Genomic DNA, 26,251 nt, shown 5'->3' on the forward strand with positions numbered 1-26,251 from the left:
ATCCCCCTAGCGTCAAGCGACGCCAAAGGTCCAGCCCTCCGTTTGCGCGATCTGCGGGGTAAGCCCCGCCGGGTGCCACAAGTCGGGTCGCGCCGCGACCTTGCGCAACCATGCGGCGGTCAGGATCGCATCGGTGCTGTGATCGTCATAGACGGCCAGGGGATCATGGGTCCGGCTGCCGAGATGCAGCAGTGCGGCATCCAATGTCTCGGCGCTCCGCATCTTGCTACGCCCCCGGGGCCGCCCGGCGTCGCGCGCGGCGATCGTGGTATAGATTTCCACCACCGTCATGCCGGCGGGCGGCACGGGATCGAACGGCCAGATGGCGACCTGTCCGTCCAGTCGGTGCAGCAGGCGCATGCCCGAAAAGCTGGCTTTGGCGACCTGCGACGCGCCGATCGCGTCATAGACGGTCGAGGGTTTGCGGGTGCCGTCGACCGCGACCTCGCAGCGGCGCCAGTGGAGAAAATCCGCCTTTCGCCCATCGGCGGCACCGAGATAGAAATGCCGCCCCCGCCGCGCCTCGAGAAAGCTGCGCGCGCCCAGATCGGGATCGTCGCAGCTCCGCTCGACATGGGCCCAGAGCGCGCGGGCATCCGGCGTAGCGGGATCGCCGGGAAGATGCGCGCCCCGCTCGACAAAGGGGGCGGAGAAGCTGAAGTCGAAACCGACCAGCAGCGGTTCATGGCGCCTTGCGATCAGCCATGCTGCAATACCCTCCCGCGACCAGGCCCGTCCCGGCGGCGCGACGATGCCGGGCGCGGCGTCGCCAAGACCACAGCGGGCCATCCGGATGCCGGAATGCGCCGTGCCGTGCGCCCCCGACCAGTCGATTGCGACGAACTCCGCAAATTGATCAGCCTTCATCGCCGCCGCCCTGGAGCGCGCGCCGCCGCTCGTCCCACCAGGCCATGCGTTCGGCAATCCGCTTCTCCAGGCCACGGCCGGATGGTTCGTAGAAGGGCTGGGGCGGCAGTTCGTCGGGCCAGTAATTCGCCCCCGAAAAGCCGCCATCGGCGTCATGGTCATATTGATAGCCCGCGCCATATCCGATCTGCTTCATCAGCTTGGTGGGCGCGTTCAGGATATTGGCGGGCGGCATCAGCGATCCCGTTTCCTTCGCGGTCCGCCAAGCCTGTTTCTGTGCCTTGTAGGCCGCATTGGATTTGGGCGCGGTCGCGCAATAGAGACAGGCCTGCACGATCGCCAGCTCGCCCTCCGGCGAGCCCAGAAACTCATAGGCATCCTTGGCCGCCAGGCACTGGGTCAGTGCCTGTGGGTCGGCCAAGCCGATATCCTCGATCGCGGCTCGGGTCAGCCGACGGAGCACGTAGAGCGGCTCCTCTCCGGCGGTCAGCATCCGGGCGAGATAATAGAGCGCCGCCTGCGGGTCCGATCCCCGGATCGATTTGTGCAGCGCGGAGATCAGGTTGTAATGCCCCTCGCGATCCTTGTCGTAGACGGCCACGCGGCGCTGGAGAAAGGATGACAGCCCGGCGGCGTCGAGCGGCTCCGGGAGGTCGACCGAGAACAGCGTCTCCGCCTGGTTGAGCAGGAAACGGCCATCGCCATCGGCACTGGCGATCAGGGCTTCGCGCGCGCCGTCCAGCAGGGGCAGGGGGCGTTCCATCACCGCCTCGGCTCGCTCCAGCAATTGTTCGAGCGCGGATTGTCCCAGCCGGTGGAGGATCAGTACCTGTGCGCGGCTGAGGAGTGCGGCGTTGAGCTCGAAGGAGGGGTTCTCGGTGGTCGCGCCGACCAGCGTGACCGTGCCGTCCTCGACAAAGGGCAGGAAGCCGTCCTGCTGCGCGCGGTTGAAGCGGTGGATCTCGTCCACGAACAACAAGGTGCGCTGCCCCATCCGGGCATGCTCGCGCGCCTCCGCAAATACCTTCTTGAGCTCGGCCACGCCGGAAAAGACCGCAGAGATTGCGGCGTAGCGCAGGTTCACCGCGGCGGCGAGCAGGCGTGCGATCGTCGTCTTGCCCGTGCCCGGCGGTCCCCAGAGGATCATCGAGGACAACCGCCCCGCCGCGACCATCCGTCCGATCGCCCCGCCGGGGCCGGTCAGATGATCCTGCCCCACGACATCCTCCAACCGCTCCGGGCGAAGACGGTCGGCGAGCGGCGCGTTCGTCGGGGGCGGGGCGGGAGAGGGGGCGGGGTCCATGCCCGCGAACAGATCGGCCATGCCTCCATGTAGGAAATGAGAATGCGGTCGTCACCTCTCCGTGAAGATATATCGGAGAGCATCTTGACGCTTCCGATCAAAGATATATCTTGATGCTATCGAAACAAGGAAGACTTATGCGACACCATCATCATCACAGAGGCGAGCATGGCGATGGCCACTCGCGCGGCCGGTGGCATTTCGGGCCGCCCGATCGGGAAGGCATGTTCCGGGGGCCGCGCGGCGGCGACTGGTTCATGGGGGGCGAGCGTCCCGGCGGCGGGCGTCGTCCGCGCATGTTTGACGGCAGCGAACTCCGCCTCGTCCTGCTCAGGCTGATCGCGGACGAACCGCGCCACGGCTATGATCTGATCCGCGCGATCGAGGCGCTGACCGGCGGCGCCTATGCCCCCAGTCCGGGCGTCATCTATCCGACGATCACGCTGCTCGACGAAATGGGCTTCATCGAGGAACAGCAGTCCCAGGGTGCCAAGAAGCGCTTCGCCGCCACCGATACGGGGCTTGCGCATCTTGCCGAACATGCCGAACAGGTCGAGGCGCTGATTGCCCGACTGAGCGCGCTCGGCAAACATCGCGAGCGGGTTGACTCGGCACCGATCCGGCGGGCGATGGGCAATCTGCGCGTTGCGCTGGGCGAGCGGTTCGGACGCGGCGACGTTTCGCAGGACATGCTGCACCAGGTGACCGCCATGATCGACGAACTGGCCCAGAAAGTGGAGCGATTGAAATGACCATCTCCGTCACCCGCGTACCGACCCTGTCGGCCAGCCGCTATCTCCAGCAGCTTGCCAAGCATTGGAGCCACAAGATGGAGGTGGTCTTTACCCCGGAAGAGGGGACCATCACCTTTCCCAACGGCTCGCGGCTGGAGATGCGCGCGGCCAGCGAGACGCTCGACATCGTGCTGCACGTGCCCGAAGACGGCGACACGGCCCGGATGCGCGAAGTGGTATCGAGCCATCTCGACCGTTTCGCCTTTCGCGAGGCGCCGCTGACCTTCGACTGGCGCGACGGCTGAGCGTCAGGCCCGCTCGGCGAACAGCAGGCGATAGGCGTCGATTACCGCCTCGTTCACCTTGTCCCACCGGTAATCGGCAACGCGGGCCTGGCCCGCCTCGCTGTACCGGCGGCGCAGGTCGGGATCGGTGGCGATCCGCTCCAACGCGTCGGCATAGCCGTTGATGTCGCGCGCGCCGACCAGATGGCCGGTCTCGCCCTCGACCACCAGGTCCATCGCCCCGGTGGCATTGGCCGCCACCACGGGCACGCCCGCCGCCATCGCCTCGGTCGTGACGTTGCCGAAGGTCTCGGTCACGCTGGGGTTGAAGAAGATGTCCATCGACGCGACGGCCCGGCCCAGATCGTCTCCGGTCTGATAGCCTGCGAAGATCGCATCGGGCGTCGCCTTGGCGAACCAGTCCTGCGCGGGGCCCTTGCCCACGACCAGCACCTTGTGCGGCACGCCCCGGCGGCGCAACTCGGCAAGCGCCTCGGCAAAGACGTCGAGGCCCTTTTCCTTGACCAGTCGACCAAGGAAGCCGATCGCCACCTCGTCGTCGCCGATGCCCAGCGAACGACGCCATTCCAGGCTGCGGCGCGAAGGGCGGAAACGGTCGTGATCGATCCCGCGCGACCAGATGCTCATCGGCGGCGTCACGCCCCAGCCGCGCAGTAGGGTGATCATGCTGGGGCTGGGGGCGACGATGCGGTCGAATTTGTTGTAGAAGCGGGTGAGCAACCGGATGATTGCCGGTTCCAGAAAGCCGAGGCCGTAATAGGCCGGATAGGTCTCGAACCGGGTATGCACCGATGCGAGCGAGGCGACCCCCTTATCCCGTGCCCAGCGCACCGCCGCATGACCCAGAAATTCGGGGGCGGAGACATGGACGATATTGGGCGCGAACGCCTCCAGATCGGCGCGCACGCTGGCGGGCAGGCCACGCGCCAGCTTATAGTCGGCACGCAGCGGCATCGGGATCGACGGCACGTCGACCAGATCGCCCACCGGCGGAAAGGCCGGGGTCGAGGAGGTCGGCGAATAGACGCGCACCGCGACTCCGCGCGCGAGCAGATGGCCGACGAGCAGGTTCAGGCTCTGGTTCGCGCCGTCGCGCGTGTAATTATAGTTGCCGCTGAACAGGGCGACACGAAACTGGTCTGGGGTCATGGAATCCTGCCCATAGCCGGGTGACGCCCGGATGACCACTCCCGCGCGCATGCTGCGCTCTGTTCCATTTACGTTCCGCCGACGCTACATGGGCGTCATGGCCAAGATCCAGAAGCGTTATGTCTGCCAATCCTGCGGATCGGTATCCTCCCGCTGGCAGGGGCAATGCCCCGACTGTTCCGAATGGAACACCATGCTGGAGGAAGCGCCGGTCCAGATGACCCCCTTTGCCGCCAAGCATAATTTGCAGGGCGGCGGACGGGCGATCCAGCTCGTCGGGCTGGACGCCGATATTCCGCTGCCCGACCGGATGGCAACCGGCATCGCGGAACTCGACCGGGCGCTCGGCGGCGGCTTCGTGGAGGGGTCGGCGACGCTGATCGGCGGCGATCCGGGGATCGGCAAGTCGACGCTGCTGCTTCAGGCGGCGGCGAAGCTGGCAATGGCGGGGCGGCCGGTCGCCTATGTGTCGGGCGAGGAAGCGGCGGATCAGGTCCGGCTGCGAGCACGGCGGCTGGGGCTGGGGCAGGCGCCCGTCCGGCTCGCGGCGGCGACCTCGGTACGCGACATCCTGACCACCCTGTCGATCGGCACGCCGCCCGCGCTCCTTATCATCGACTCGATCCAGACCATGCATTCCGACCTGATCGAAGGCGCGCCGGGCACGGTCAGCCAGGTCCGCGCCTCGGGTCAGGAACTGATCCGCTTCGCCAAGGAGCGCGGCACCGCCGTCGTGCTTGTCGGGCATGTCACCAAGGACGGATCGATCGCGGGTCCGCGCGTGCTCGAACATATGGTCGACACCGTGCTGGCCTTCGAGGGCGAGCGGAGCCACCAATATCGCATCCTGCGCGCGATCAAGAACCGCTTCGGCGGCACCGATGAGATCGGCGTCTTTTCCATGCAGACCGAGGGGCTGGCCGAGGTCGGCAATCCGTCCTCGCTGTTCCTGACCAATCGCGAGGAGGGGATGACCGGCGCGACCGTCTTCCCCGCCCTGGAAGGGACGCGGCCCGTGCTGGTCGAGATCCAGGCCTTGACCGTCCGCCTGGCCTCGGGCGCCACGCCGCGCCGGGCGGTCGTGGGGTGGGATTCCGGGCGGCTGGCGATGATCCTGGCGGTGCTGGAGGCGCGGTGCGGGCTCAGCTTCTCCTCGGCCGAGGTCTATCTCAACATCGCCGGAGGATACCGCGTGCAGGACCCCGCTGCCGACCTAGCGGTCGCCGCCGCACTCATTTCGGCGCTGTCGGAGCGTCCGGTGCCCTCGACCGCGATCGTGTTCGGCGAGATCGCGCTGTCGGGCGAAATCCGTTCGGTCGCGCATGGCCCGCTGCGGTTGAAGGAGGCGGGCAAGCTGGGCTTCGAAAAGGCCATGCTCCCGCGTGCGATGGCCGGGGACGAGGGCGGATTGGCGATGACCGGCTTTCGAACCTTGGCCGAGTTCGTTGACCATATGCTGGGCCGGGGGTAGCGAGGGGAGGTGTCGCCCCGCCTGTCCCCGCCAGCCGGGCGGACATGGCATTCCCGCCGGGCGCATGACGGATGGGTTGAAGAGTTGGACACCAGGCGTTGACGGCCCTTGATATTCTTGTCCTTATCGCGGTGTTCGGCGCGGCGATCCAGGGTTTCCTGCGCGGTTTCGTGACCGAGGTGCTGGCGCTGTTCGCCTGGGTCGCAATGGTCGCCGCGTTGAAGCTGTTCCATATTCCGCTGGCCCAGACCCTGACCGGCGTGGTTGGCACCGTATCGGGCGCGGCGGTGCTGGCCTTCGCCTTGATCGTCGGCGTCACCTATCTCGGCGGGCGGCTGGTCGCGCGGGCAATCGGACAGCGCACGCGGACCTCGGTGCTGGGGCCGGTCGACCGGGCGCTGGGCTTCGGCTTCGGCGCGCTCAAGGGGCTGATCCTGGCCAGCCTCGTCTTCCTGGTCGTCGCTCTGATGGTCGATACGGTCAGCGGTGGTCCCGCCCGGCGACCCGACTGGATGGTCAAGAGCCGGACCTACAAGCTGCTCAACGCCACCAGCGCCGGGATCGCCGATTTCGTCGATCGCCGCCGTCGCGGGCTTCCCGTCTTCGGCGCGCCCACCCCGCCCGCCGCCTCTAACAGCGAGACGCCGTCATGACCGCCCCCCTCTACAATGCCGAGATCCTGCGGCTGACCACGGCCATCCCGCATGACCGCCGCCTGGCCGACCCGATGGCCAGTGTCGAGCGCCGCTCGCCCATTTGCGGCAGCCGGGTCACCGTCGACGTCAATCTGGACGAGGACGGGCGGGTGAGCGAGGTGGGGATGCTGGTCCGTGCCTGTGCGCTGGGTCAGGCATCCTCGGCATTGCTGGCAGGCCATGTCGTGGGGCGCACCCCGTCCGAACTCGCGGCCGCCCGCGATCGCCTGACCGACTGGCTGGCGAGCGGGCAGGGGGAGGTGCCCGACTGGCCGGGGCTCGACGTCTTTGCCCCCGCCTTGCCCTATACCGCGCGCCACCCCTCGATCCGGCTGGCCTTCGAGGCCGCCGCCGAGGCCGCGCAGGAAGCGGGAGCGCGGCGCTGATGCATGGCGAGGTCTCGCTGATCCGTGACGGCGCGATCCTGTTCGGCTTCGGTCTCGCTTTCGTTCTGATCTTCCGCCGACTGGGGCTCGGCGCGACGCTGGGTTATCTGGTCGCGGGCGCGGTCGTCGGTCCGCATGTCCTGGGGCTGGTCGGCGACGCCGAGTCGAAGCTGGGCATTGCCGAGATCGGCATCACGCTTCTCCTGTTCATCGTCGGGCTGGAGCTCAACCCCGCCCGGTTGTGGCGGATGAAGCACGAGATTTTCGGACTGGGGTTGCTCCAGGTCGCCGCCTGCGGGCTGGCGATCAGCGGTATCGTTCTGCTCGCCCATTTCTCGCTGGAGGCGGCGCTGGCGCTGGGCCTGCCGCTCGCCTTGTCATCGACCGCGCAGGTGCTGCCGATGCTCCAGTCCTCGGGGCGGTTGCGGACACCCTTTGGCGAGCGGGCCTTCTCGATCCTGTTGTTTCAGGATCTGTCGATCGTCCCGCTGATCACCATCGTCGCGGCCATGTCGCGCAATCCCGCCGATCATACCGGGCCGCCTGGCTGGATCCTCGCGCTTGAAACGGTCGGCGCGATCATCGGGCTGATCGTGGCGGGGCGCTTCTTGCTGCGCCCGCTCTTCCGCCTGATCGGCAATATGGGCGAACGCGAGATGTTCGTCTTTGCGGGCCTCTTTACCGTCATCGCCAGCGCGGCGGTGATGGAGATGCTGGGCCTGTCGACCGCGCTGGGGGCCTTTATCGCGGGCGTGATGCTGGCCGACAGCCCGTACCGGCACGAGCTGGAGGCCGATGTCGAGCCCTTCCGCTCGATCCTGCTCGGCCTGTTCTTCCTGGCGGTCGGCATGATGCTCGATCTGCCCGCCATCGCCCAGCGGCCCGTCTTCGTCGCGGTCATGGCGCTGGCGTTGATCGCGACCAAGACCGGGGTCATCGCGCTGATCGGTCTGGCGTTCCGGATGAACTGGCGCTCCGCGCTCGCGCTGGGCCTGCTGATGAGCCAGGGCGGCGAGTTCGGCTTCGTGCTGTTCGCCCAGGCCCAGCAGGGCTATCTGATCGCGCCCGAGGCGGCGAGCCTGTTCGGCGCGATCATCACCCTGTCGATGGCGACCACGCCGTTCCTGATGCGTGCGACGCGCAGCATTCGCGAGGAACCAGTCATTACCCGAGGCGGTGAGCGCCAGGGGCCGGTGACCGACGGTGCCAACGCCCTGATCGTCGGTTATGGGCGCTTTGGCCAGACGGTCGCGCAGATGCTGATCGCCAGCGACATTCCCGTCACGCTGATCGACCGCGATATCGAGATGATCGACATCGCCGCCTCGTTCGGCGCCAAGGTCTATTATGGCGACGGCACCCGACTCGACCTGTTGCGCCAGGCGGGCGCGGCAGAGGCCGAGCTGATCCTGTTCTGCCTCGACGACGACCAGATCACGCTCGATCTGCTGGAAAGCGTCCATGCCGCCTTCCCGAATGCGGCGCTGTTCGTCCGCGCCTATGATCGGCGGGCGGTGCTGCGGCTGAAGGGCGGCCCGGCCGCCTACGTGGTCCGCGAGGTGCTGGAGTCCGCGGTCAAGATGGCGCGGCTGGCGTTGGGCAGTCTCGATGTCGGCGAGGCGGAGATCGAACGGGTCGAGGCGATGTATCGCGCGCGCGACAAGGAACGACTCGCCGCCCAGGCCGAGGCGGGCGATCTGCGCGCGGCGAACGACCGGATCATCACGCAGGACGAACGGAAGGGCTGACCATGGGATTGGTGGCGATATTGGCGGCGCTGTCGGGCGCGATTGCCATTGCGGCGGGGGCCTTCGGGGCGCACCGGGCCGAGGGCGCGGCCGTCGAGTGGCTGCGCACCGGCGGCCAATATCAACTGATCCATGCCGTCGCCGCTCTGGTCGCCATGCGCTTCGAGGCGCGCGGGGTGGCATGGGCTTTCGTGATCGGGGCGGCGATCTTTGCCGGCACGCTTTATGCCATGGCCTTTGGCGCGCCGCGCTGGCTGGGGGCGGTCACGCCGATCGGGGGAACGGTCCTGATCGGCGGATGGCTCTGGTTCGCCTGGACCTTGCGCGGCTGAACGCGGCGGCTTCACCTGCGCGAGGCGATGTTCTAGGGACCAGCCATGGCCGATCCATTCTATATCACCACCGCGATCCACTATCCCAATGGCCGTCCGCATATCGGCCATGCCTATGAGATGGTCGCCGCCGACGTCATCGCCCGCTTTCAACGTCAGGCGGGGCGCGACGTTCTGTTCCAGACGGGCACCGACGAGCATGGCCTGAAAATGGCACAGGCGGCGCGTGCGCGCGGCATTTCGACGCGTGAGTTCGCCGACGAAATGTCCAGTCATTTCCATGTCATGGCGGATCGTCTTGACATTTCCTATGACCGGTTCATCCGCACCGTCGACGCCGATCACTATGCCGCGAGCCAGGCGATCTGGAAGGCGATGCAGGACAAGGGCGATCTGTATTTCGATCGCTACGAAGGCTGGTATTCGGTTCGCGACGAGGCCTTTTACGACGAGAGCGAACTGACCGTCGGCGACGACGGCACCAAGCTGTCGCCGCAGGGCACGCCGGTGGAATGGACGGCGGAGGAGACCTGGTTCTTCCGCCTGTCCAAATATCAGCAGCCGCTGCTCGACCTGTATCGCGACAATCCCGATTTCATCCGCCCCGAAAGCCGCCGGAACGAGGTGATGCGCTTCGTCGAGGGCGGGCTGTCCGACCTGTCGGTCTCGCGCACCAGCTTCGACTGGGGGGTGCCGGTGCCCGACAGCCCCGGCCACGTCATGTATGTCTGGGTCGACGCGCTGACCAATTACCTGACCGGCACCGGCTATCCCGACAAGGACAGCGAACTGGCGCGTTTCTGGCCCGCCAATCTGCACCTGATCGGCAAGGACATCGTGCGGTTCCACACCGTCTACTGGCCTGCCTTCCTGATGTCGGCGGACCTGCCGCTGCCGCAATCGGTGTTCGGCCATGGCTTCCTGCTCCACCGGGGCGAGAAGATGTCGAAGTCGGTCGGCAACGTGGTCGATCCGATGGGTCTCGCCGATGCCTTCGGCGTCGATGCGCTGCGGTATTTCTTCCTGCGCGAGGTCAGCTTCGGGCAGGACGGTTCCTACTCGGCCGAGGCGATCGTGACCCGCGTGAACGCGGAACTGGCCAACAGCTTCGGCAATCTGGCGCAACGCACCCTGTCGTTCATCGCCAAGAATCTGGGCGGCGCCTTGCCCGAGGCGGGGCGGAGCGATCCGGCCGATGCCGTCTTGCTGGAAGAGGTGGTCGTCGCCTGCGCCGCGCTGAAGACCGCATTTGATGATCTGGCGCTGAGCCAGGGGATCGAGGCGTGGATGCGCGGCGTCCATACCTGCAACCAGTATATCGACGTGCAGGCGCCCTGGTCGTTGCGCAAGACCGATCCGGAGCGGATGCACGCCGTGCTGGGCACGCTGGTCCGCGCGATCCGGATGCTGGCGATCGCCATCCTGCCTGTTACGCCGCGCGGGGCGGGGCTGGTGCTCGATACGCTGGGCGCGGACGAGCGCGATCATGCCGCGATCGATGATGACGGGTGGTATGCTCGCCGTGCCGCCAATGGCGTGCCGCTGTCCCCGCCGTCCCCAGCCTTTCCGCGGCTGGAAATCCCGGCCGAGGCGGACGCCTGATGCTTGCCGACAGCCATTGCCACCTCAACTATAAGGGGCTGGCGGAGGATCAGGCGGTACTGGCGCGCGCACGCGACCGCGGCGTGACCGCGATGCTCAACATCTCCACGCGGGAGAACGAATGGGATGCCGTCATCGCCACTGCCGAGCGCGAGCCCGACGTCTGGGCGACGGTCGGCATCCATCCGCACGAGGCCGATGCGCATCCCCATATCGATACCGCCAAGCTGATCGAGCGGGCGGCGCATCCGCGCGTCGTCGGCATCGGCGAAAGCGGGCTGGACTATTTCTACGACCATAGCGACCGCGCGCGCCAGCAGGCGAGCTTTCGCGCGCATATCGCCGCCTGTCGCGAAACCGGCCTGCCGCTTGTCGTCCACACCCGCGAAGCGGAGGACGACACCGCCGAAATCCTGGCCGACGAGATGGGGAAGGGGGCCTATCCCGGGGTAATCCACTGCTTCACGGCGAGTGGAGATTTTGCCGACAGGGCATTGGCATTGGGCTTTTATATCTCGATCTCGGGCATCGTAACCTTCAAGAATGCCAAGGATCTGCAACAGACGGCTGCGCGGCTGCCGCTCGACCGTCTGCTGATCGAGACGGACGCGCCCTTCCTGGCGCCGGTACCGCATCGGGGCAAGACGGGGGAGCCGTCCTTCGTGGCCGACACCGCGCAATTCCTGGCCGATCTGCGCGGGGAATCCTTCGAGGATCTGACCCGCGCTACTGCCGAGAATTTTCATCGTTTGTTTTCGAAGACGCGCGCATGAAGCTTCGCATCCTGGGGTGCGGTACATCGTCGGGCGTGCCCCGGATCGGCAACGACTGGGGCGCATGTGATCCCGCCGAGCCGCGCAACCGGCGGATGCGTATGGCCGCGCTGGTCGAGCATGGCGATACCCGCATTCTGATCGATACCGGCCCCGACATGCGCGAGCAGTTGCTGGCCGCGAATGTCGCCACGGTCGATGCGGTCCTGTGGACCCACGACCATGCCGATCATTGCCATGGTATCGATGACCTGCGGCAGATCTTCCATGCCCTGGGCGAGCCGGTGAGCGGCTATGCCCGGCCGGCAACCGCCGCATCGCTCGAAAACCGCTTCGGCTATGTCTTTCACGGCAAGACCGGCTATCCGCCGACCGCGACAATGACCGAGCTGGGCGACAGCCTGACGATCGGCGACATTCATATCCGCACCGTGGATCAGCCGCACGGGCGAACCCGTTCGGCGGGTTTCCGGTTCGAATGCGATGGCAAGAGCATCGGCTATGCCACGGATTTCCATGAATTGACGCCGGAGATGGCCGCGCTTTACCGCGATCTGGATATCTGGATCGTCGATGCGCTACGCCGCCATCCGCATCCTGCCCATGCCGACCTGCCATCGGTGCTGGACTGGATCGCGATGCTGCGGCCAAGGCAGAGCGTGCTGATCCATATGGATCAGTCGATGGATTATGCGACCTTGCGCCGGGAACTGCCCGATGGGGTGGAGCCCGCCTATGACGGCATGGACCTGATCCCGTGACTGCCGATCGGGCCGCGGACCTCGTCTATTTTGGCCTGATCCTGCTTTTCGCGCTCAGTGCCTTGGCCGCGCGGCGTATCCCGCTGCGCCGAACCTTGCAAATGGCTCTGGCCTGGATCGCCATTTTCGGCATCGGCTTTCTGATCTTGGCCCAGCGCGACCGTTTGGCCGCTCTCTGGCCGGGCGCTGCTGCACCACAAGGCTCGGTGCATATTCCCGTGGCCAAGGACGGTCATTTCTGGGTCATGGCGCGCATCAACGGCGTTCCGCGTCGCATGCTTGTCGACAGCGGCGCGACCACGACGGCGCTATCGGTCGCGACTGCCAAGGCGGCGGGGCTCGACCTGAAGGAAAGCCCGTTTCCGCGGATAATCGATACCGCCAATGGCACGATCACCGCTGACCATGCGACGATCCGGGAGTTGGAGATCGGAGCGATTGCGCTGGACGATGTCGGTGCCGTCGTTTCGCCAGCCTTTGGCGATCAGGACGTGATCGGCATGAACGTCCTGCGGCGTTTGAAGGGGTGGAAAGTCGACAGGGGGACCTTGGTACTCAACCCGCAAGACTGACCTATTTTTACATAATACGTATTATCATACGCGAGGATATATGGCTGTCGAACGGCTGCTGACCATCATGAAACGCCTACGCGATCCCCAGTCCGGTTGCGAATGGGACGTGGCGCAGAGTTTTGAAAGCATCGCTCCATACACGATCGAGGAAGCGCATGAAGTCGCCGATGCGATCGCCCGTGGCGACATGGCCGAGCTCAAGGACGAACTGGGCGACCTGCTGCTCCAGGTCGTGTTTCATGCGCAGATCGCGCAGGATCAGGGGCATTTCACCTTTGCCGATGTCGTGGCCGCGATCAGCGACAAGATGGAGCGGCGTCATCCCCATATCTTCGGCAACGCGGCCTCGGGCGGCCATTACCTGTGGGAGCAGATCAAGGCGGAGGAACGCCGCTCCAGGGCCGCCGAGGGAACGCTGGACGGCGTGGCGCTAGGCCTTCCGGCCCTGATGCGCGCCGAGAAATTGCAGAATCGTGCGGCGCGGGTCGGCTTCGACTGGCCGGATGCCGAGGGGCCGCGCGCCAAGATCGACGAAGAGCTTCAGGAAATTGCCGAAGCCACGCCCGACACGCTGGAAGAGGAATTTGGCGACCTGCTGTTCGCCGTCGTCAACTGGGCGCGCCACCATGGCGTCGATCCCGAAGCCGCCCTTCGCGCCGGCAACCGCAAGTTCGAGTGCCGCTTCCGTGCCATGGAGGCCGAGGCGGGCGACGGTTTCGCTGCACTCGACCTCGCAGGCAAGGAAGCTCTTTGGCAGAGCGTCAAGGAACGCGGCGGGTAAAGCGGTCGTAATCTGCCTCCGATAACCGCACGTCGTAAACGGCTTCGTCATCCTCGATCGTCTGATCCAGCACCTCGCCATGCGCGTGCAGCCAAGCCGCCCCCGCCCCGTCGCCCGCGTCCAGCGTGACGCGGTAGCGGCGGTGGCCGGAGGTCAGAGCCGCTGCGACCTGCTCGATCAGGTCATCGACCCCCTCGCCCGTCATCGCCGACAAGGCGACGATATTCGGCCGTCGCGCGGCCTCGGTCAGCAGGTCTTCGCGTAGATCGCCCTCGACCAGATCGACCTTGTTCCACGCCTCGAACCGAGGCGTTTCGGGATCGACACCGATCTCGGTCAGCACCGCCTCCACATCGGTGCGCTGCGCTTCGGAATCGGGATGCGCGATGTCGCGGACATGGATCAGCAGGTCGGCCGACACCACTTCCTCCAGCGTCGCCTTGAATGCGGCTACCAGCTGGGTCGGCAGATCGGACACGAAACCCACCGTGTCGGACAGGATTGCCTTGTCGATGCCGGGCAACTGGATCTGGCGCAAGGTCGGATCCAGCGTGGCGAAGAGCAGATCCTTCGCCATGACATGAGCGCCGGTCAGTCGATTGAAAAGCGTCGATTTTCCGGCATTGGTATACCCGACCAGCGCGATCACCGGCCAGGGCGCGCGCTGGCGTCGGTCGCGGTGGAGCCCGCGCGTCCGGCTGACCTGATCGAGTTCGCGCCGCAACCGTGCCATGCGATCGCGGATCATCCGCCGATCGGCTTCGATCTGCGTCTCACCGGGGCCGCCAAGAAAGCCGAAGCCGCCGCGCTGACGCTCCAAATGGGTCCAGCTGCGAACCAGCCGCCCCGCCTGATAGTCCAGATGGGCGAGTTCGACCTGCAATCGCCCTTCGGCGGTCGCGGCCCGTTCCCCGAAGATTTCAAGGATCAGGCCGGTGCGGTCGATGACCTTGGCCTCCAGCGCGGTTTCGAGGTTGCGCTGCTGCACAGGCGTCAGCGCGCCGTCGAACACGACAAGCTGCGCATCCTCCATGCGGACCTGCTGCGCGACCTGCTCGACCTGACCGCTGCCGATCAGGGTAGCGGGTTTCGGTGCCCGAACGCGTAGCGCGATCCGTTCGACCACGTCCAAGCCGATCGCCATGGCAAGCCCGGCAGTTTCGTCCAGGCGCGCATCGGCGTCACGGGCGGCATCGCCCTGGTCGGGCAGGACGATGACGGTCCGGGCACCACGCGCGAATTCGCCGCGATCGCGATCGAAACCGGTGCTCAATCCTCGGCCGATCCCGCCTGCTCTTCCGCCAGGTTCAGCGGCCGTGCGGGCTGAATGGTGGAAACCGCATGCTTGTAGACGAGCTGCGCCATGCCCTCACGCTGAAGCAACATGCAGAACAGGTCGAAGCCCGCAATCTGGCCCTGCAGCATCACGCCGTTGATCAGGAACATGGTGACGGGGTCTTCGGACTTGCGCACCGCGTTCAGGAAAATTTCCTGCAAAAGCGGGGTCTTGCGCTGCTGTTCGTTCACGCCGTCGACGATGGCGGCCACGTCCAGCGGGCCCGAGGGCATGATGGTGGAGATGGCATGCTTGTAGATCAGCTGCGACTGACCATCGCGACGCAGGAGGACCGAGAAGTTGTCGAACCACGTCACGATGCCCTGCAGCTTGACGCCCTTGACGAGGAACATGGTGACCGGCGCCTTGGAGCGGCGCAGTGCATTGAGGAAGAGGTCCTGAAGCGAACCCGCTTTGTCGGCCATGGGGAAGCCCTTGTTCTTGGCGGGTCCGTGCCCGCGAATTGCGCCGTTTCCCGGCGTCGGAACCGCGCCCGTGCGCCGAACGCCTCGAGTATCTATGGTCTCGCCGGGCATTCGTCCAGAGGGGGCGGACACCCGGCACCGATCAATCCTCGCGCGTCTCGCTGATCCCGAGCAGCTTCAGCTTGCGATGAAGCGCCGAGCGCTCCATTCCGATGAAGCTGGCGGTGCGTGAAATATTGCCCGAGAAGCGCCGGATCTGAACGCGCAGATATTCGCGCTCGAAACTTTCCCTCGCCTCGCGGAGCGGTGCCCCCATGATGGCGGTGGCGCCCCCGCCACCCATATCGGCCCCCTCGCCCAGCACTTCGGCGGGCAGCAGGTCGAGGTCGATCCTGGCAAGCCGATCGCCCGGTGCCAGGATGATGGTGCGTTCGACGACGTTGCGCAGCTGGCGGACATTGCCCGGCCAATCATAGGATTGCATGGCGACCATCGCATCGGGTGCGATCTCGGGCGTGCGTACGCGCCGCTCGGACGCGTAATGCGCCATGAAATGCTCGACCAGCGGAGGAATGTCCTCGCGCCGCTCCGCCAGCGAGGGGATCGTCACCGGCACCACGTTGAGCCGGTAGTAAAGGTCTTCGCGGAAACGTCCCTCGGCGATTTCCTGGGTCAGATCGCGCGCGGTGGCGGATACGACGCGGACATCGACCTTGACGACGCGCGTACCGCCGACCCGCGTGAAGCTCTGATCGGTCAGGACGCGCAGGATGCGCGCCTGGGTCGCGATCGGCATGTCGGCGATCTCGTCGAGAAACAGCGTGCCGCCATGCGCCTGTTCGAGAAGGCCTGTCCGGACGAGGTCACCCCCCTCCTCCACCCCGAACAGCTCCTCCTCGACCCGCTCGGGCGTCATCCGGGCGGCGCTGACCACGACGAAGGGCGCGTCGACGCGGTTGCTCCAGCCATGGAGGAGGCGCGCGGCGACCTCCTTGCCGACACCCGCCGCGCCCATGATCAGCACCCGGCTGCCCGTCGCGGCGACGCGCTTCAGGGTGGCGCGGATGCCGTTGATCGCGCTGGACGATCCGGTCAGGTCGTTCTCGCGTCCGACACTGGCACGCAGCGAGGCGTTCTCACGCCGCAGCCGCTCGGTCTCGGTCGCGCGACCGACCATCAGCAACAGGCGTTCGGCCTCGAACGGCTTTTCGATGAAGTCCGCAGCCCCCTTGCGGATCGCGGCAACGGCGGTGTCGAGATTGCCATGGCCGGAGATCACGAGCACCGGGATCGACGGATCGCGCCGCTTGATTTCGTCGAGCAATTCCAGTCCGTCGAGCTTCGATCCCTGGAGCCACACGTCGAGCAGGACCAGCGAAGGCCGCCGCACCGCCATCGCTTCCAGCGCGGAATCGCTGTCGGCGGCGACGCGGGCGTCATAGCCTTCGTCCTCCAGCACGCCCGCGACCAGTTCGCGGATATCAAGTTCGTCATCGACGACGAGAATGTCCAAAGCCATGGTGTCTTTACGTCCGGGTACGAGTCAAAGCGGTGAGCTGGCCCTCCCCAGCCAGTTCGGGTTCGGCGCCCCCCTGATCCAGTGCGGCGAGGGCTCCGGCGTCGAACATCATCGAAACGATGGTGCCGCCGGTCGGATTGTCGGAAAAGCCGATCGTGCCGGCATGTTCCTCGATGATCTTGTTGACGATTGCCAGACCCAGGCCGGTGCCCCGCGCGCGGGTCGTCATATAGGGTTCGATGATGCGATCGCGCTCGGGCGGCAGGCCGACGCCGTTATCGGCGACGGTGATCGTGACCATGCTCGCTTGCTGGCCGACGGTCATCACCACCTTGCCGCCCTTGGCCCCTTCCGGCCTGCCCTCAATGGCTTCGACCGCATTCTTGACGATGTTGGTCAGCGCCTGGCTCATCTGGCGACGGTCGCAGACGAGCGTCGGGGCGGGGTCGTCCTGCACGATCTCGAACGTCACGTCGGGATGCGCCACTTCGTGCAGGAACATCGCCTGCGCGCAGATGTCGGCAATGGCCTCTTCGCGGAAAACCGGCTTGGGCATTCGCGCGAAGGACGAGAATTCGTCGACCATGCGGCGCAGGTCGCCGACCTGGCGGACGATCGTCTCGGTCAGGCGGCCGAAGGTCTGGTCCTCCGGATCGATCACCTTGCCATAGCGGCGCTGGAGCCGCTCGGCGGCGAGCTGGATCGGGGTCAGCGGGTTCTTGATCTCGTGCGCGATCCGGCGCGCGACGTCGGACCAGGCGGCGCGGCGCTGGTCGAGGAGCTGCTGGGTGATGTCGTCGAAGGTGAGGATGGGGCCGTCCGCGGTCTGCGCGATCCGCACCGCCAGTGTCCGCATGTCGCCGTGCAAGGCCACCTGTACCGTCGCCTCGCGCCGCCCCTGATCGAGCAGCTCGTCCAGTTCGGGCGCGACATCGCCGAGCTTGCGCCCCACCAGCCCGCCCTGGTCCGCACCCAGCAGCAGGTCGGCCGAATTATTGGCGATCCGCACTTGCCGATCGCGCCCGACCGCGACGACGCCTGCCGACACGCCCGCCATCACCGCCTCGATCAGCGCACGGCGATTGTGCAGCTGCGCATTGGCGGTCACCAGTTCGGTGTTCTGCTGCTCGAGCTGGCCGGTCATCTGGTTGAAGGCATTGGCCAGCGTACCGACTTCGTCACGGGTCCGGGGATCGGGCACGCGCGCGGTCAGGTCGCCGCCCGCGATCCGGCGTGCGGCATCGACCAGCTCGCCGACCGGCCGAACCAGCCGGTCGGCCACCGCCAGCGCGATCCACACCGCGATCCCCACGATCAGCAATGCGACGGCGAGCAGCGCCAGGTTGAACTTCAGTTGGAGCGACCGCGCCCGGCCTTGTAGCGCGCGATAGCCATCGACCACATCCTCGGCCGCGAAATGCTGTTGACTGAGAAAGGCCGCGTTCACGCTGGTCCCGACATAGAGCATGACATTACCGCTGTCGGGCAAGGGCGTGACGACCCAGACGCGCTGTTCGTTGGCACCGCCGACCGGCTGGTCCGAACGCCCCGCCTGTCCGATCACATCGGGCGTCACCAGATTGCGAAAGCTGGCGTCGGAGGGCTGGTTGAAGAAATCGTAGAATTTGAACCCTTGTTTGGGGTCGTAGGAAAAGAGGACCGCCTCCTCCAGGTCGCGCACGATCGTCTGCTGCGCCATATAATTGTGGAAATCGCGCGGATTTTCGCGAAGCAAGGGCAAGTTGCGCCCCAGGTCCTTCGACATGGCGCGCCCGGCGAGGATCCAGCGGTTGATGATCTGCTGCTGCGACTGGCGCGCGATATCCATCGCGTCACCGAACGCCTTGCGGGCGCGATCGGAAATCCAGAATTCGGCCGAAGACTGGAACATCATCGATGCGGTGACGACGGTCAGCAGGATCGGAACGCTGGCGGTCAGCGAGAAGATCGCGACCAGCCGGACGTGCAGCCGCCCGCCCCCGCCAACGGCCGATTCCGCCGCCCGGCGCATCGCCACGCGTCGCCCCAGCAGCATCAGCAGCAGGATGCCCGGCACCAGGTTAAGCGCGAGCAGGCCCGCAATGACCGGCGGTGCGATCAGTCCCTGCGCATCATGCTGTCGGGCGATAAACCAATAGGTCCCGATCGCGATCGCAACCGCGCCGACGATCACCGCCAGCTCGATCGCCGGGGTCACCGCGAAGCGGGATCGCGGCGTTTCGGCAGGACCAGCAGGCTTCAGGAACGCCAACATCGTTGCAATCGTACAACGTCGAGCGTGTCCTGCAAGCCACAATTCCAAAAAATCACGCGGCCGGTTCGAGCCCCTCGTCCTCGCTTCCCACGGCAATTCGCAGGGTATCGAGCCGCTTGCGCAAGGTATTGCGGTTGATCCCCATCGCTCGAGCGGTGCGAAGCTGGTTGCCGCCATGGCGCGCCAGCATCGCCTCGATCAACGGGCGCTCGACCTCGCTAATGACGCGATCATAAAGCGTGCCGTCGTCCAATGCCGCCGGGCGTTCCGAAGCGAGCCGGGCCAGATAGGTGCGGACGGCCGCCGCCAGATCGCCGTCCGATGGCGCGCCGCCAGCGGCCAGGGTCGGCGGCGCCTCGCCCAGCATCCCGCGTACCGCCTCGGCATCGATCACCTCGTCGCGCGCCAGCACGGCCAGCCGCCGCATCAGATTTTCCAGCTCGCGGACATTGCCCGGCCAGTCATGCGCGACCAGCACGTCAAGGGCATGGGCATCGACCTTGCGCCGGGGCAGCCCCTGAGCCGCCGCATTCTCCAGGAAATGCCGGGCGAGCAAGGGAATATCCTGCCGCCGCTCCCGCAGGGACGGCAGGGTGATCGGCACGACGTTGAGCCGGTAGAACAAATCCTCGCGGAACTGGCCCGAGGTCACCTGCTGGCTGAGATCGCGATTGGTGGCGGCCACGATCCGAACATCGGTGCGGATCGTCCGCGCACCGCCGACCGTGGTGAACTCGCCCGATTGCAGCACGCGGAGCAGCCGGGTCTGCGCCTCCATCGGCATGTCGCCGATCTCGTCCAGGAACAGCGTGCCGCCCGCCGCCTGCTCGAAGCGACCGGCATTGCGCTGTGCCGCGCCGGTAAAGGCGCCGCGTTCATGGCCGAACAACTCCGCCTCGATCAACTCGCGCGGGATCGCCGCCATGTTGATCGCGACGAAGGGGGCCTGGCGGCGCGGGCCGAGATCATGGATGGCGCGCGCGACCAGTTCCTTGCCCGTGCCCGACTCGCCGGAGATCAGGACGGTCAGGTCGGTGGCCACGACGCGGGCGATGATCCGATACACGCTCTGCATCGCCTGCGACCGCCCGATCAGCGGCAGCGCGCGGTCGTCCTCGCCCAGCCCGTCCTCGACCAGCACGCCGCCGCGCGCCAGCGCCCCGGCCACCGCATTGGTCAGCGCATCGAGATCGAAGGGCTTGGGCAGATATTCATAGGCGCCGACCTCCGCCGCGCGCACGGCGGTGGTCAGGGTGTTCTGCGCGGACAGGATAATGATCGGCAGGGCCGGAAAGCGCGCCGCGACGCTGCGGATATGATCGATCCCGTCCCCATCGGGCAGGATCACATCGGTCACCAGCACGTCGGGGGCACCGCCGGTCAGCACGCGATCGAGCCGGGCCAGCGTCTCGACCGCTGTCACCTCATGTCCGGCGCGGCGAAGCGCCTGCCCGACGACGGTCCTGATCGCGGCGTCGTCATCGACGACCAGGACATGGCTCATGCCCGTGCCCTTGGCAGCAATAGACGCAGCACGGTCATTTCCGGTGTACCCTCTCTGGCATATTGGACGATCCCGCTCATGTCGCGGACCAGCTTGTCGACCAGCGCCAGCCCCAGCCCCTGCCCCTCACGACGCCCCGACACGAACGGGTCGAACAGATGGTCGGCGATATCGGACGGGGCACCGGGGCCATTGTCGATCACGCAGATTTCGATCGGGAGCGGCAGGCGCGATTGCCCTTCGCCGGTGCTGACCGACATGCCGTGTCGATAGGCGGTGGTCAGGATAATCCGCGGGTTGCGCACCGATCGGACAGCCTCCCGCGCATTCTTCAGCAGGTTGATGACGATCTGGAGAAGGGCGTCCCGGTTGATCCGCGCGGGCGGCAGCGAGGGATCGAACCGTTCCTCGATCTGGATGCCCCTGGCGAACCCGGCGAGCGCGACGCTGCGCGCATGGGCGAGCAGCGGATAGATATTTTCCGGTACCAGCGGCAACGGCCGGGTATCGCTGAAATCCTGCATCCGATCGATCAGCGCGGCGATGCGATCGACCTCGGTGGTGATCAGGGTGGTCAACTCCCCGCCGTTCAGCAGCTGCGCGGCACCGCGTATCCCCGACAGCGGGTTCTTGATCTCGTGCGCGAGCATCGCCGCTGCCCCGACCGCCGCGCGCGCACCCGCGCCGCGCTCCGACGCATGGCCCAGCCGCCGGGAAGGGCCGGCGCTGTGCAGCGTGATGGCGCGCCAGCCGGGATGGTCGGGAATTTGCGCCTCGACGAAATCGACCCGGATCTTGGGACCGCGCGGCATCGCGATCTCGGTATCGTACACGGCAAAGCCATGGCCATCGCGGCTGCGCGGCGCGTCCGGCGGGGGGAGTATCGCCTCGACCGGCTGTCCGACCATCACCCGCTCGGACAGGTTGAGCATTTGCTCGGCCAGGCCATTGGCATGGGCGATGCGATTGTCGGGATCGACCACCACCACAGCCACGGGCAGCGCCCCGAACAGCGCGGCGAAACCCGGTCGGCCATGGCGGGTCGGCTCAGGCAGCGGCGGCAAGCTCAATCTGCGGCATGTAGAAGTCGTACAGCATCGCCTTGACCCGGTCGGCGCTCGCCTCCTGGTTCACCTTGTTGCGGAAATCGGCCGAGCCATGCAGCCCGCGCGTGTACCAGCCGATATGCTTGCGGGCCATGTTGACGCCGGTCTCGGTGCCATAATGCTCGAGCATCGCGTCATAATGTTCGGTAACCGCACGATATTGCTCGTCCAGCGGCGGATCGGCGCGACGCTCGCCGGTGGCGAACCAGTGCATCACCTGGCCCAGCAGCCACGGACGGCCATAGGCACCGCGCCCGATCATGATGCCGTCCGCGCCCGACTGGTCCAGCGCCGCATCGGCATCGTCGATCGAACAGATGTCGCCATTGGCGATCACCGGGATGCTGACCGCGTCCTTGACGTTGCGGATGAACGCCCAGTCGGCGCTGCCCTTGTACATCTGGTTGCGGGTACGGCCATGGACCGTGATCATCTTCACCCCGATATCCTCGGCGATACGCGCGAGTTCGGGGGCATTCAGGCTGTCATGGCACCAGCCCATCCGCATCTTCAGCGTGACGGGCACGTCGACCGCCTTCACCGTCGCCTCGATGATCGCGGACGCCAGCTTCAGGTCGCGCATCAGCGCCGAGCCGGCATCGCCGTTGACGACCTTGCGCACCGGACAGCCCATATTGATGTCGATGATCGCCGCGCCGCGATCCGCATTGAGCTTGGCGGCCTCACCCATCTCCAGCGGGGTGCAGCCGACCAGCTGCATCGACACCGGCTCTTCGAGGGGGTGCCAGGCAGCCTTCTGGATCGACTGACGCGTCTCCCGGATCGCGGCCTGGCTGGCGATCATCTCGGTGACGTTCAGCCCCGAGCCGTAGCGGCGGACGAGCGTGCGGAACGGCATATCGGTCACGCCCGTCATGGGCGCGAGGACGACGGGGCTGTCGATCGTGACGGGACCGACCTGAATGGGGGCGAGGTTACGCATCAAACTGCCTGAAAAATAAGCAACGCCCTATCCCAAGATGGTCAGGAAGGCAAGATTGGCGGGGACTTGCAAAAGCCGCTAGGCGACGTCGCCATGAGCCAGAAAGCAAAGATCGCCGCGCTGATCGTCGCGGCGGGTGGCGGCAGCCGGATGGGTGGCGGCGTGCCGAAGCAGTTCCGCGATCTCGGCGGGCGGCCGATGCTGTGCTGGAGCCATGACGCCTTTCTCTCGCATCCCGGCATCGACATGGTGCTGACCGTGGTGGCGGAGGATCGGCTGGACCAGGCCCGCGCCATCCTGCCGGGCGGCTGGGTGGAGCCGGGCGGTGCGTCGCGGCGCGAATCAGTGGCGCGGGGCTTGCGGCACCTGGCGCTTGCGGGGGTGGAGCAGGTGCTGATCCACGACGCCGCCCGCCCCTTCCTTTCGGCCGAGGTGATCGACCGGGTGCTGGCGGGCATGGCATCGGCCGATGGCGCGATACCGGTCCTGCCGGTGGCGGACACGCTGGCGCGCGAGAGGGATGCGGTGCTGGGGGAGATCGTACCGCGCTACGGCGTCGTTCGGGTGCAGACGCCGCAGGGCTTTCACCTGCAGGCGGTGGTCGCCGCGCATGCCGCTTGGCCAGCCGATGCGGAGGCGACCGACGATGCGCAGATGGTACGACGGCTTGGCGGACGCGTCGCTTTGGTGCAGGGCGATGCCATGCTCGAAAAAATCACCTATCCCGACGACCTGAACGGCGCGGACATGCGCCTGACCTGGGAAACCCGGACGGCCATGGGCTATGACGTCCACCGGCTGGAAGACGGCGAGGAATTGTGGCTGGGCGGGGTGTTGATCCCGCACCATCAGGGCCTGTCGGGACATAGCGACGCCGATGTCGCGCTCCATGCGCTGACCGACGCGCTGCTCGGCACGATCGCGGCCGGGGATATCGGCACGCATTTCCCGCCCAGCGATCCGCAATGGAAGGGGGCCGAGTCGGGGCAGTTCCTCCAGCACGCCGCCAAGCTGATCGCCGACAAGGGGGGTCGGATCGATTTCGTCGACCTGACGATCATCTGCGAAGCGCCCAAGATCGGGCCGCATCGCGCCGCCATGGTCGCGCGGATCGCCGAGCTGCTGGGTATCGATCAGGGCCGGGTCAGCCTGAAGGCCACGACCACCGAGCGGCTGGGCTTTACCGGGCGCGGCGAAGGCATTGCGACGCAGGCGGTGGCGACCGTTCGTCTGCCGGGCGGGGCGGCGGCGTGAAGCGGCTGGCGCTGATCGCCGCGCTGGCCTCGCTCATCGCCCCGGAGGCGGCGATGGCGCAGCAACGGGCCTGCATCACACCGCCCGAGGCCGAGGCGATGACCCTGGTCGCCATGCCGGATATTCTGCGCGAAACCGGCCGGGTCTGCGGCGCGCGGCTGCCCGCCAACAGCCTGATCCGCGGCAACGGCACGCTCATCTCCAAATACGAAGCCTCGGCCGATCAGGCATGGCCGACCGCGCGCGCCGCGATCGTCAAGCTGTCCGATCCGACCGTGGATACGCTGCTCCAGTCCGACTATGCCCGGCCGCTGCTGACCTCCCTGCTGGTCCCGTTCATCGTCGGGCGGATCGGGCTGGAGGATTGCGGGACGATCGACCGGCTGGTGACGCAGCTCGCCCCCCTGCCCCCGCGCAACATGGCGGCGGTGATCGTCACTGCGCTGCAATATCTCAAAAGCGAAAAGGCGCGCGGACGACAGGTCGCCGTGCCCGACCTGCCCCTCTGCCCCAACGGAAACCGCTGATGGACGTGCTTCTTCCTCCCGAACTGGTCGCGCTGGCCGAGCGTGCCGTCGTCGCCAACCGGGCGATCGGCCGCCGTGTCGCGCTGGCCGAGAGCTGCACCGGCGGCCTGGTATCGGCCGCGCTGACCGAAATCCCCGGCTCGTCCGACGTGGTCGAGGCGGGTTTCGTCACCTATTCCAACCAGGCCAAGATCAAGCTGCTGAACGTCAGCCCGGACATGATCGACACGTTCGGCGCGGTGTCGACCGCCACCGCCTGGGCGATGGCGCAGGGTGCGCTGGCGGCGAGCGAGGCCGATATCGCCGTCGCGATCACCGGCGTGGCAGGGCCCGGCGGCGGCACGGCGAAGAAGCCGGTCGGAACGGTTGTCTTCGCCCAGGCGCTTCGCGACGGCGACCCCGAAGAGATCAAGGCCGAGCGGCACGAATTCGGTGAAATCGGCCGCGGCGCGATCCGGCTTCAGGCGGCGCTGTTGGCGTTGGAGTTGTTGTTGCCGTAAAGCCTGGCTGCGCGGTCCTCGAACGCGCCGATCATGCGGCGGAGCGCGGTGCCGAACACCTGCCCCGCCAGCATCTCGAACACCCGGTTCTTGAAGGCGAAGTCGACGGTGAAGTCGACCGCGCAACCCTGCTCCTCGGGCCGGAAGCGCCAGTTGTTGCGCAGATATTTGAGCGGCCCGTCGAGATATTCGACATCGATCGCCTCCGGCCGCGCCTTGGTGACGCGGCTGGTGAAGGTCTCGCGAAGCCCCTTGAAGCCGACGATCATGTCGGCGACCGTCTCGGTGTCCGAGTCCGACCGCACGCGCATCGCCGAAACCCAGGGCAGGAATTCCGGATAGCGGGCGACGTCGGCGACCAGGTCGAACATCTGCTCCGGCGTATAGGGCAGATGCCGTGTTTCGCTATGCTTGGGCATTACCGGGCGCTGGCCAGCTTCGCCTCGCGCGCGGTCCGCAGCCGTTCGAAATCGTCACCCGCATGATAGCTGGACCGAGTCAGCGGCGAGCTGGCGACGAGCAGGAAGCCCTTGGCGCGGGCGATCGAGGCATAGGCGTCGAACGCCTTGGGCGTGACGAACTCGGCGACCTTGGCATGGCGCGGCGTGGGCTGGAGATACTGGCCCATGGTCAGGAAATCGATGTCGGCCGAACGCATGTCGTCCATCACCTGATGGACCTCCAGCCGCTCTTCGCCCAGCCCCAGCATGACGCCCGACTTGGTGAAGATCGACGGATCGTGGCGCTTCACGCTCTCCAGCAGGCGCAGCGAGGCGTAGTAGCGCGCGCCGGGACGGATCGTCGGGTAAAGCCGGGGCACCGTTTCCAGATTGTGGTTGTACACGTCGGGCCGCGCCTCGACGATCGACTCGATCGCGGCCTGCGCCTTGTTGCGGAAGTCGGGCGTCAGGATTTCGATGGTGGTGTCGGGGGTCGTGCGGCGCAGCGCCTGGATGACCTTCACGAATTGCGATGCGCCGCCATCGGGCAGGTCGTCGCGGTCGACCGAGGTGACGACGATATGCTTCAGGCCCATCTGCGCCGCTGCATCGGCAACATTCTGCGGCTCCATCGCGTCGACCTTGCGCGGCATGCCGGTCTTGACGTTGCAGAAGGCGCAGGCGCGGGTGCAGGTGTCGCCCAGGATCATGACGGTCGCATGCTTTTTCGACCAGCATTCCCCGATATTGGGGCAGGCCGCCTCTTCGCAGACGGTCGTCAGGCTCTTGGCGCGCATCAGCTCGCGGGTCGCCGCGAAACCGGCGCTCGTCGGTGCCTTGACGCGGATCCAGTCGGGCTTGCGTGCGCGCGCGGGCGCAGCCAACGGTGTCAACTCGTTCATGCCCGCGAAATAGCGATGCAGCCGGTCGGACACAATGCCCGCTGACACGCAGCGCGATA

General features: G+C 66.6%; 27 protein-coding genes. 15 read left to right on the top strand and 12 right to left on the bottom strand.

All coding sequences use genetic code 11. The annotated features are described in order from the left end of the window. Positions 1–12 precede the first annotated feature (12 nt). Positions 13–867: a hypothetical protein gene (locus ACFX59_RS07400; RefSeq protein WP_387431086.1), complete on the bottom strand. Its 855-nt coding sequence runs from the start codon at positions 865–867 to the stop codon at positions 13–15. Next, entirely contained in the window at positions 857–2,191 is a 1,335-nt protein-coding gene (locus ACFX59_RS07405) for a replication-associated recombination protein A (protein ID WP_387431088.1), read from the bottom strand. Before ACFX59_RS07405 ends, ACFX59_RS07400 begins: the two co-directional genes overlap by 11 nt. Positions 2,192–2,307: 116 nt before the next feature. Between ACFX59_RS07405 and ACFX59_RS07410 the strand changes: the two genes are divergently transcribed. Together ACFX59_RS07410 and ACFX59_RS07415 are read left to right on the top strand one after the other, a co-directional pair. Beyond that, entirely contained in the window at positions 2,308–2,922 is a 615-nt protein-coding gene (locus ACFX59_RS07410) for a PadR family transcriptional regulator (protein ID WP_387431090.1), read from the top strand. After that, positions 2,919–3,209: a DUF2218 domain-containing protein gene (locus ACFX59_RS07415; RefSeq protein WP_307098813.1), complete on the top strand. Its 291-nt coding sequence runs from the start codon at positions 2,919–2,921 to the stop codon at positions 3,207–3,209. The genes ACFX59_RS07410 and ACFX59_RS07415 overlap by 4 nt, the downstream gene beginning before the upstream one ends. Positions 3,210–3,212: 3 nt before the next feature. Here ACFX59_RS07415 and ACFX59_RS07420 read toward each other — a convergent pair whose 3' ends face one another. Further along, complete coding sequence (locus tag ACFX59_RS07420; RefSeq protein ID WP_387431092.1) at positions 3,213–4,358, bottom strand: glycosyltransferase family 4 protein; 1,146 nt, start codon at positions 4,356–4,358, stop codon at positions 3,213–3,215. Positions 4,359–4,455: 97 nt separating this feature from the next. Between ACFX59_RS07420 and radA the strand changes: the two genes are divergently transcribed. The 10 genes from radA to mazG all read left to right on the top strand — a co-directional run bounded on the left by radA (position 4,456) and on the right by mazG (position 13,482). After that, positions 4,456–5,829 carry a DNA repair protein RadA gene (gene radA / locus ACFX59_RS07425; protein WP_354292996.1) on the top strand — a complete coding sequence of 458 codons (1,374 nt, stop codon included), beginning with the start codon at positions 4,456–4,458 and terminating at the stop codon, positions 5,827–5,829. 98 nt (positions 5,830–5,927) lie between these two features. Beyond that, complete coding sequence (locus tag ACFX59_RS07430; protein ID WP_307098809.1) at positions 5,928–6,482, top strand: CvpA family protein; 555 nt, start codon at positions 5,928–5,930, stop codon at positions 6,480–6,482. Beyond that, positions 6,479–6,910 (top strand): iron-sulfur cluster assembly scaffold protein, encoded by a 432-nt coding sequence (locus ACFX59_RS07435; RefSeq protein ID WP_387431095.1) that lies wholly within the window; start codon positions 6,479–6,481, stop codon positions 6,908–6,910. Before ACFX59_RS07430 ends, ACFX59_RS07435 begins: the two co-directional genes overlap by 4 nt. Further along, the gene (locus ACFX59_RS07440) at positions 6,910–8,658 is read left to right on the top strand and encodes a cation:proton antiporter (RefSeq protein ID WP_387431098.1); all 1,749 of its coding nucleotides are present in this window, start codon (positions 6,910–6,912) and stop codon (positions 8,656–8,658) included. Before ACFX59_RS07435 ends, ACFX59_RS07440 begins: the two co-directional genes overlap by 1 nt. Before the next feature lie 2 nt (positions 8,659–8,660). After that, on the top strand, positions 8,661–8,990 hold the full coding sequence (locus ACFX59_RS07445; RefSeq protein WP_387431100.1) for a DUF423 domain-containing protein: 330 nt from the start codon (positions 8,661–8,663) through the stop codon (positions 8,988–8,990). Between the two features lie 45 nt (positions 8,991–9,035). Continuing rightward, a complete protein-coding gene (gene metG, locus ACFX59_RS07450) occupies positions 9,036–10,592 on the top strand; it encodes a methionine--tRNA ligase (protein WP_387431102.1) in 1,557 nt (518 codons plus the stop codon). Next, positions 10,592–11,365 (top strand): TatD family hydrolase, encoded by a 774-nt coding sequence (locus tag ACFX59_RS07455; RefSeq protein WP_309695469.1) that lies wholly within the window; start codon positions 10,592–10,594, stop codon positions 11,363–11,365. Before metG ends, ACFX59_RS07455 begins: the two co-directional genes overlap by 1 nt. Beyond that, complete coding sequence (locus ACFX59_RS07460) at positions 11,362–12,126, top strand: MBL fold metallo-hydrolase (RefSeq protein ID WP_387431105.1); 765 nt, start codon at positions 11,362–11,364, stop codon at positions 12,124–12,126. Before ACFX59_RS07455 ends, ACFX59_RS07460 begins: the two co-directional genes overlap by 4 nt. Further along, on the top strand, positions 12,123–12,698 hold the full coding sequence (locus tag ACFX59_RS07465) for a TIGR02281 family clan AA aspartic protease (RefSeq protein WP_387431108.1): 576 nt from the start codon (positions 12,123–12,125) through the stop codon (positions 12,696–12,698). Before ACFX59_RS07460 ends, ACFX59_RS07465 begins: the two co-directional genes overlap by 4 nt. 40 nt (positions 12,699–12,738) lie before the next feature. Continuing rightward, positions 12,739–13,482 (top strand): nucleoside triphosphate pyrophosphohydrolase, encoded by a 744-nt coding sequence (mazG, locus tag ACFX59_RS07470; protein WP_387431111.1) that lies wholly within the window; start codon positions 12,739–12,741, stop codon positions 13,480–13,482. Here mazG and hflX read toward each other — a convergent pair. The 7 genes from hflX to dusB all read right to left on the bottom strand — a co-directional run bounded on the left by hflX (position 13,463) and on the right by dusB (position 22,569). After that, on the bottom strand, positions 13,463–14,755 hold the full coding sequence (hflX, locus tag ACFX59_RS07475; RefSeq protein ID WP_387431113.1) for a GTPase HflX: 1,293 nt from the start codon (positions 14,753–14,755) through the stop codon (positions 13,463–13,465). The genes mazG and hflX overlap by 20 nt on opposite strands. Further along, the gene (gene hfq, locus ACFX59_RS07480; RefSeq protein WP_387431205.1) at positions 14,752–15,243 is read right to left on the bottom strand and encodes an RNA chaperone Hfq; all 492 of its coding nucleotides are present in this window, start codon (positions 15,241–15,243) and stop codon (positions 14,752–14,754) included. The genes hflX and hfq overlap by 4 nt, the downstream gene beginning before the upstream one ends. Positions 15,244–15,385: 142 nt before the next feature. Beyond that, complete coding sequence (locus ACFX59_RS07485) at positions 15,386–16,762, bottom strand: sigma-54 dependent transcriptional regulator (protein WP_307098786.1); 1,377 nt, start codon at positions 16,760–16,762, stop codon at positions 15,386–15,388. Between the two features lie 7 nt (positions 16,763–16,769). After that, a complete protein-coding gene (locus tag ACFX59_RS07490; RefSeq protein ID WP_387431117.1) occupies positions 16,770–19,016 on the bottom strand; it encodes an ATP-binding protein in 2,247 nt (748 codons plus the stop codon). 52 nt (positions 19,017–19,068) lie between these two features. Further along, positions 19,069–20,520 carry a nitrogen regulation protein NR(I) gene (gene ntrC, locus ACFX59_RS07495; RefSeq protein ID WP_387431119.1) on the bottom strand — a complete coding sequence of 484 codons (1,452 nt, stop codon included), beginning with the start codon at positions 20,518–20,520 and terminating at the stop codon, positions 19,069–19,071. Beyond that, positions 20,517–21,584 (bottom strand): ATP-binding protein, encoded by a 1,068-nt coding sequence (locus tag ACFX59_RS07500; protein WP_354292984.1) that lies wholly within the window; start codon positions 21,582–21,584, stop codon positions 20,517–20,519. The genes ntrC and ACFX59_RS07500 overlap by 4 nt, the downstream gene beginning before the upstream one ends. Further along, positions 21,568–22,569, bottom strand: a complete 1,002-nt coding sequence (gene dusB / locus ACFX59_RS07505; protein WP_387431121.1) for a tRNA dihydrouridine synthase DusB — start codon at positions 22,567–22,569, stop codon at positions 21,568–21,570. The genes ACFX59_RS07500 and dusB overlap by 17 nt, the downstream gene beginning before the upstream one ends. 93 nt (positions 22,570–22,662) lie before the next feature. Here dusB and ACFX59_RS07510 point away from each other — a divergent pair, with 93 nt between their 5' ends. The 3 genes from ACFX59_RS07510 to ACFX59_RS07520 are packed head-to-tail and all read left to right on the top strand — an operon-like array spanning position 22,663 to position 24,850. Next, a complete protein-coding gene (locus ACFX59_RS07510) occupies positions 22,663–23,823 on the top strand; it encodes a bifunctional 2-C-methyl-D-erythritol 4-phosphate cytidylyltransferase/2-C-methyl-D-erythritol 2,4-cyclodiphosphate synthase (protein ID WP_387431123.1) in 1,161 nt (386 codons plus the stop codon). Next, complete coding sequence (locus ACFX59_RS07515) at positions 23,820–24,350, top strand: hypothetical protein (protein WP_309702674.1); 531 nt, start codon at positions 23,820–23,822, stop codon at positions 24,348–24,350. The genes ACFX59_RS07510 and ACFX59_RS07515 overlap by 4 nt, the downstream gene beginning before the upstream one ends. Next, positions 24,350–24,850 carry a CinA family protein gene (locus ACFX59_RS07520; protein ID WP_387431126.1) on the top strand — a complete coding sequence of 167 codons (501 nt, stop codon included), beginning with the start codon at positions 24,350–24,352 and terminating at the stop codon, positions 24,848–24,850. The genes ACFX59_RS07515 and ACFX59_RS07520 overlap by 1 nt, the downstream gene beginning before the upstream one ends. Here ACFX59_RS07520 and ACFX59_RS07525 read toward each other — a convergent pair. Next, entirely contained in the window at positions 24,811–25,269 is a 459-nt protein-coding gene (locus tag ACFX59_RS07525) for a type II toxin-antitoxin system RatA family toxin (RefSeq protein ID WP_307098770.1), read from the bottom strand. The genes ACFX59_RS07520 and ACFX59_RS07525 overlap by 40 nt on opposite strands. Then, positions 25,269–26,192, bottom strand: coding sequence for a lipoyl synthase (gene lipA / locus ACFX59_RS07530; RefSeq protein WP_307104519.1), 924 nt, complete (start codon positions 26,190–26,192; stop codon positions 25,269–25,271). Before lipA ends, ACFX59_RS07525 begins: the two co-directional genes overlap by 1 nt. Positions 26,193–26,251: the final 59 nt, after the last annotated feature.

The organism is Sphingomonas sp. NCPPB 2930 (assembly GCF_042867205.1).
Taxonomy (GTDB): Bacteria; Pseudomonadota; Alphaproteobacteria; order Sphingomonadales; family Sphingomonadaceae; genus Sphingomonas.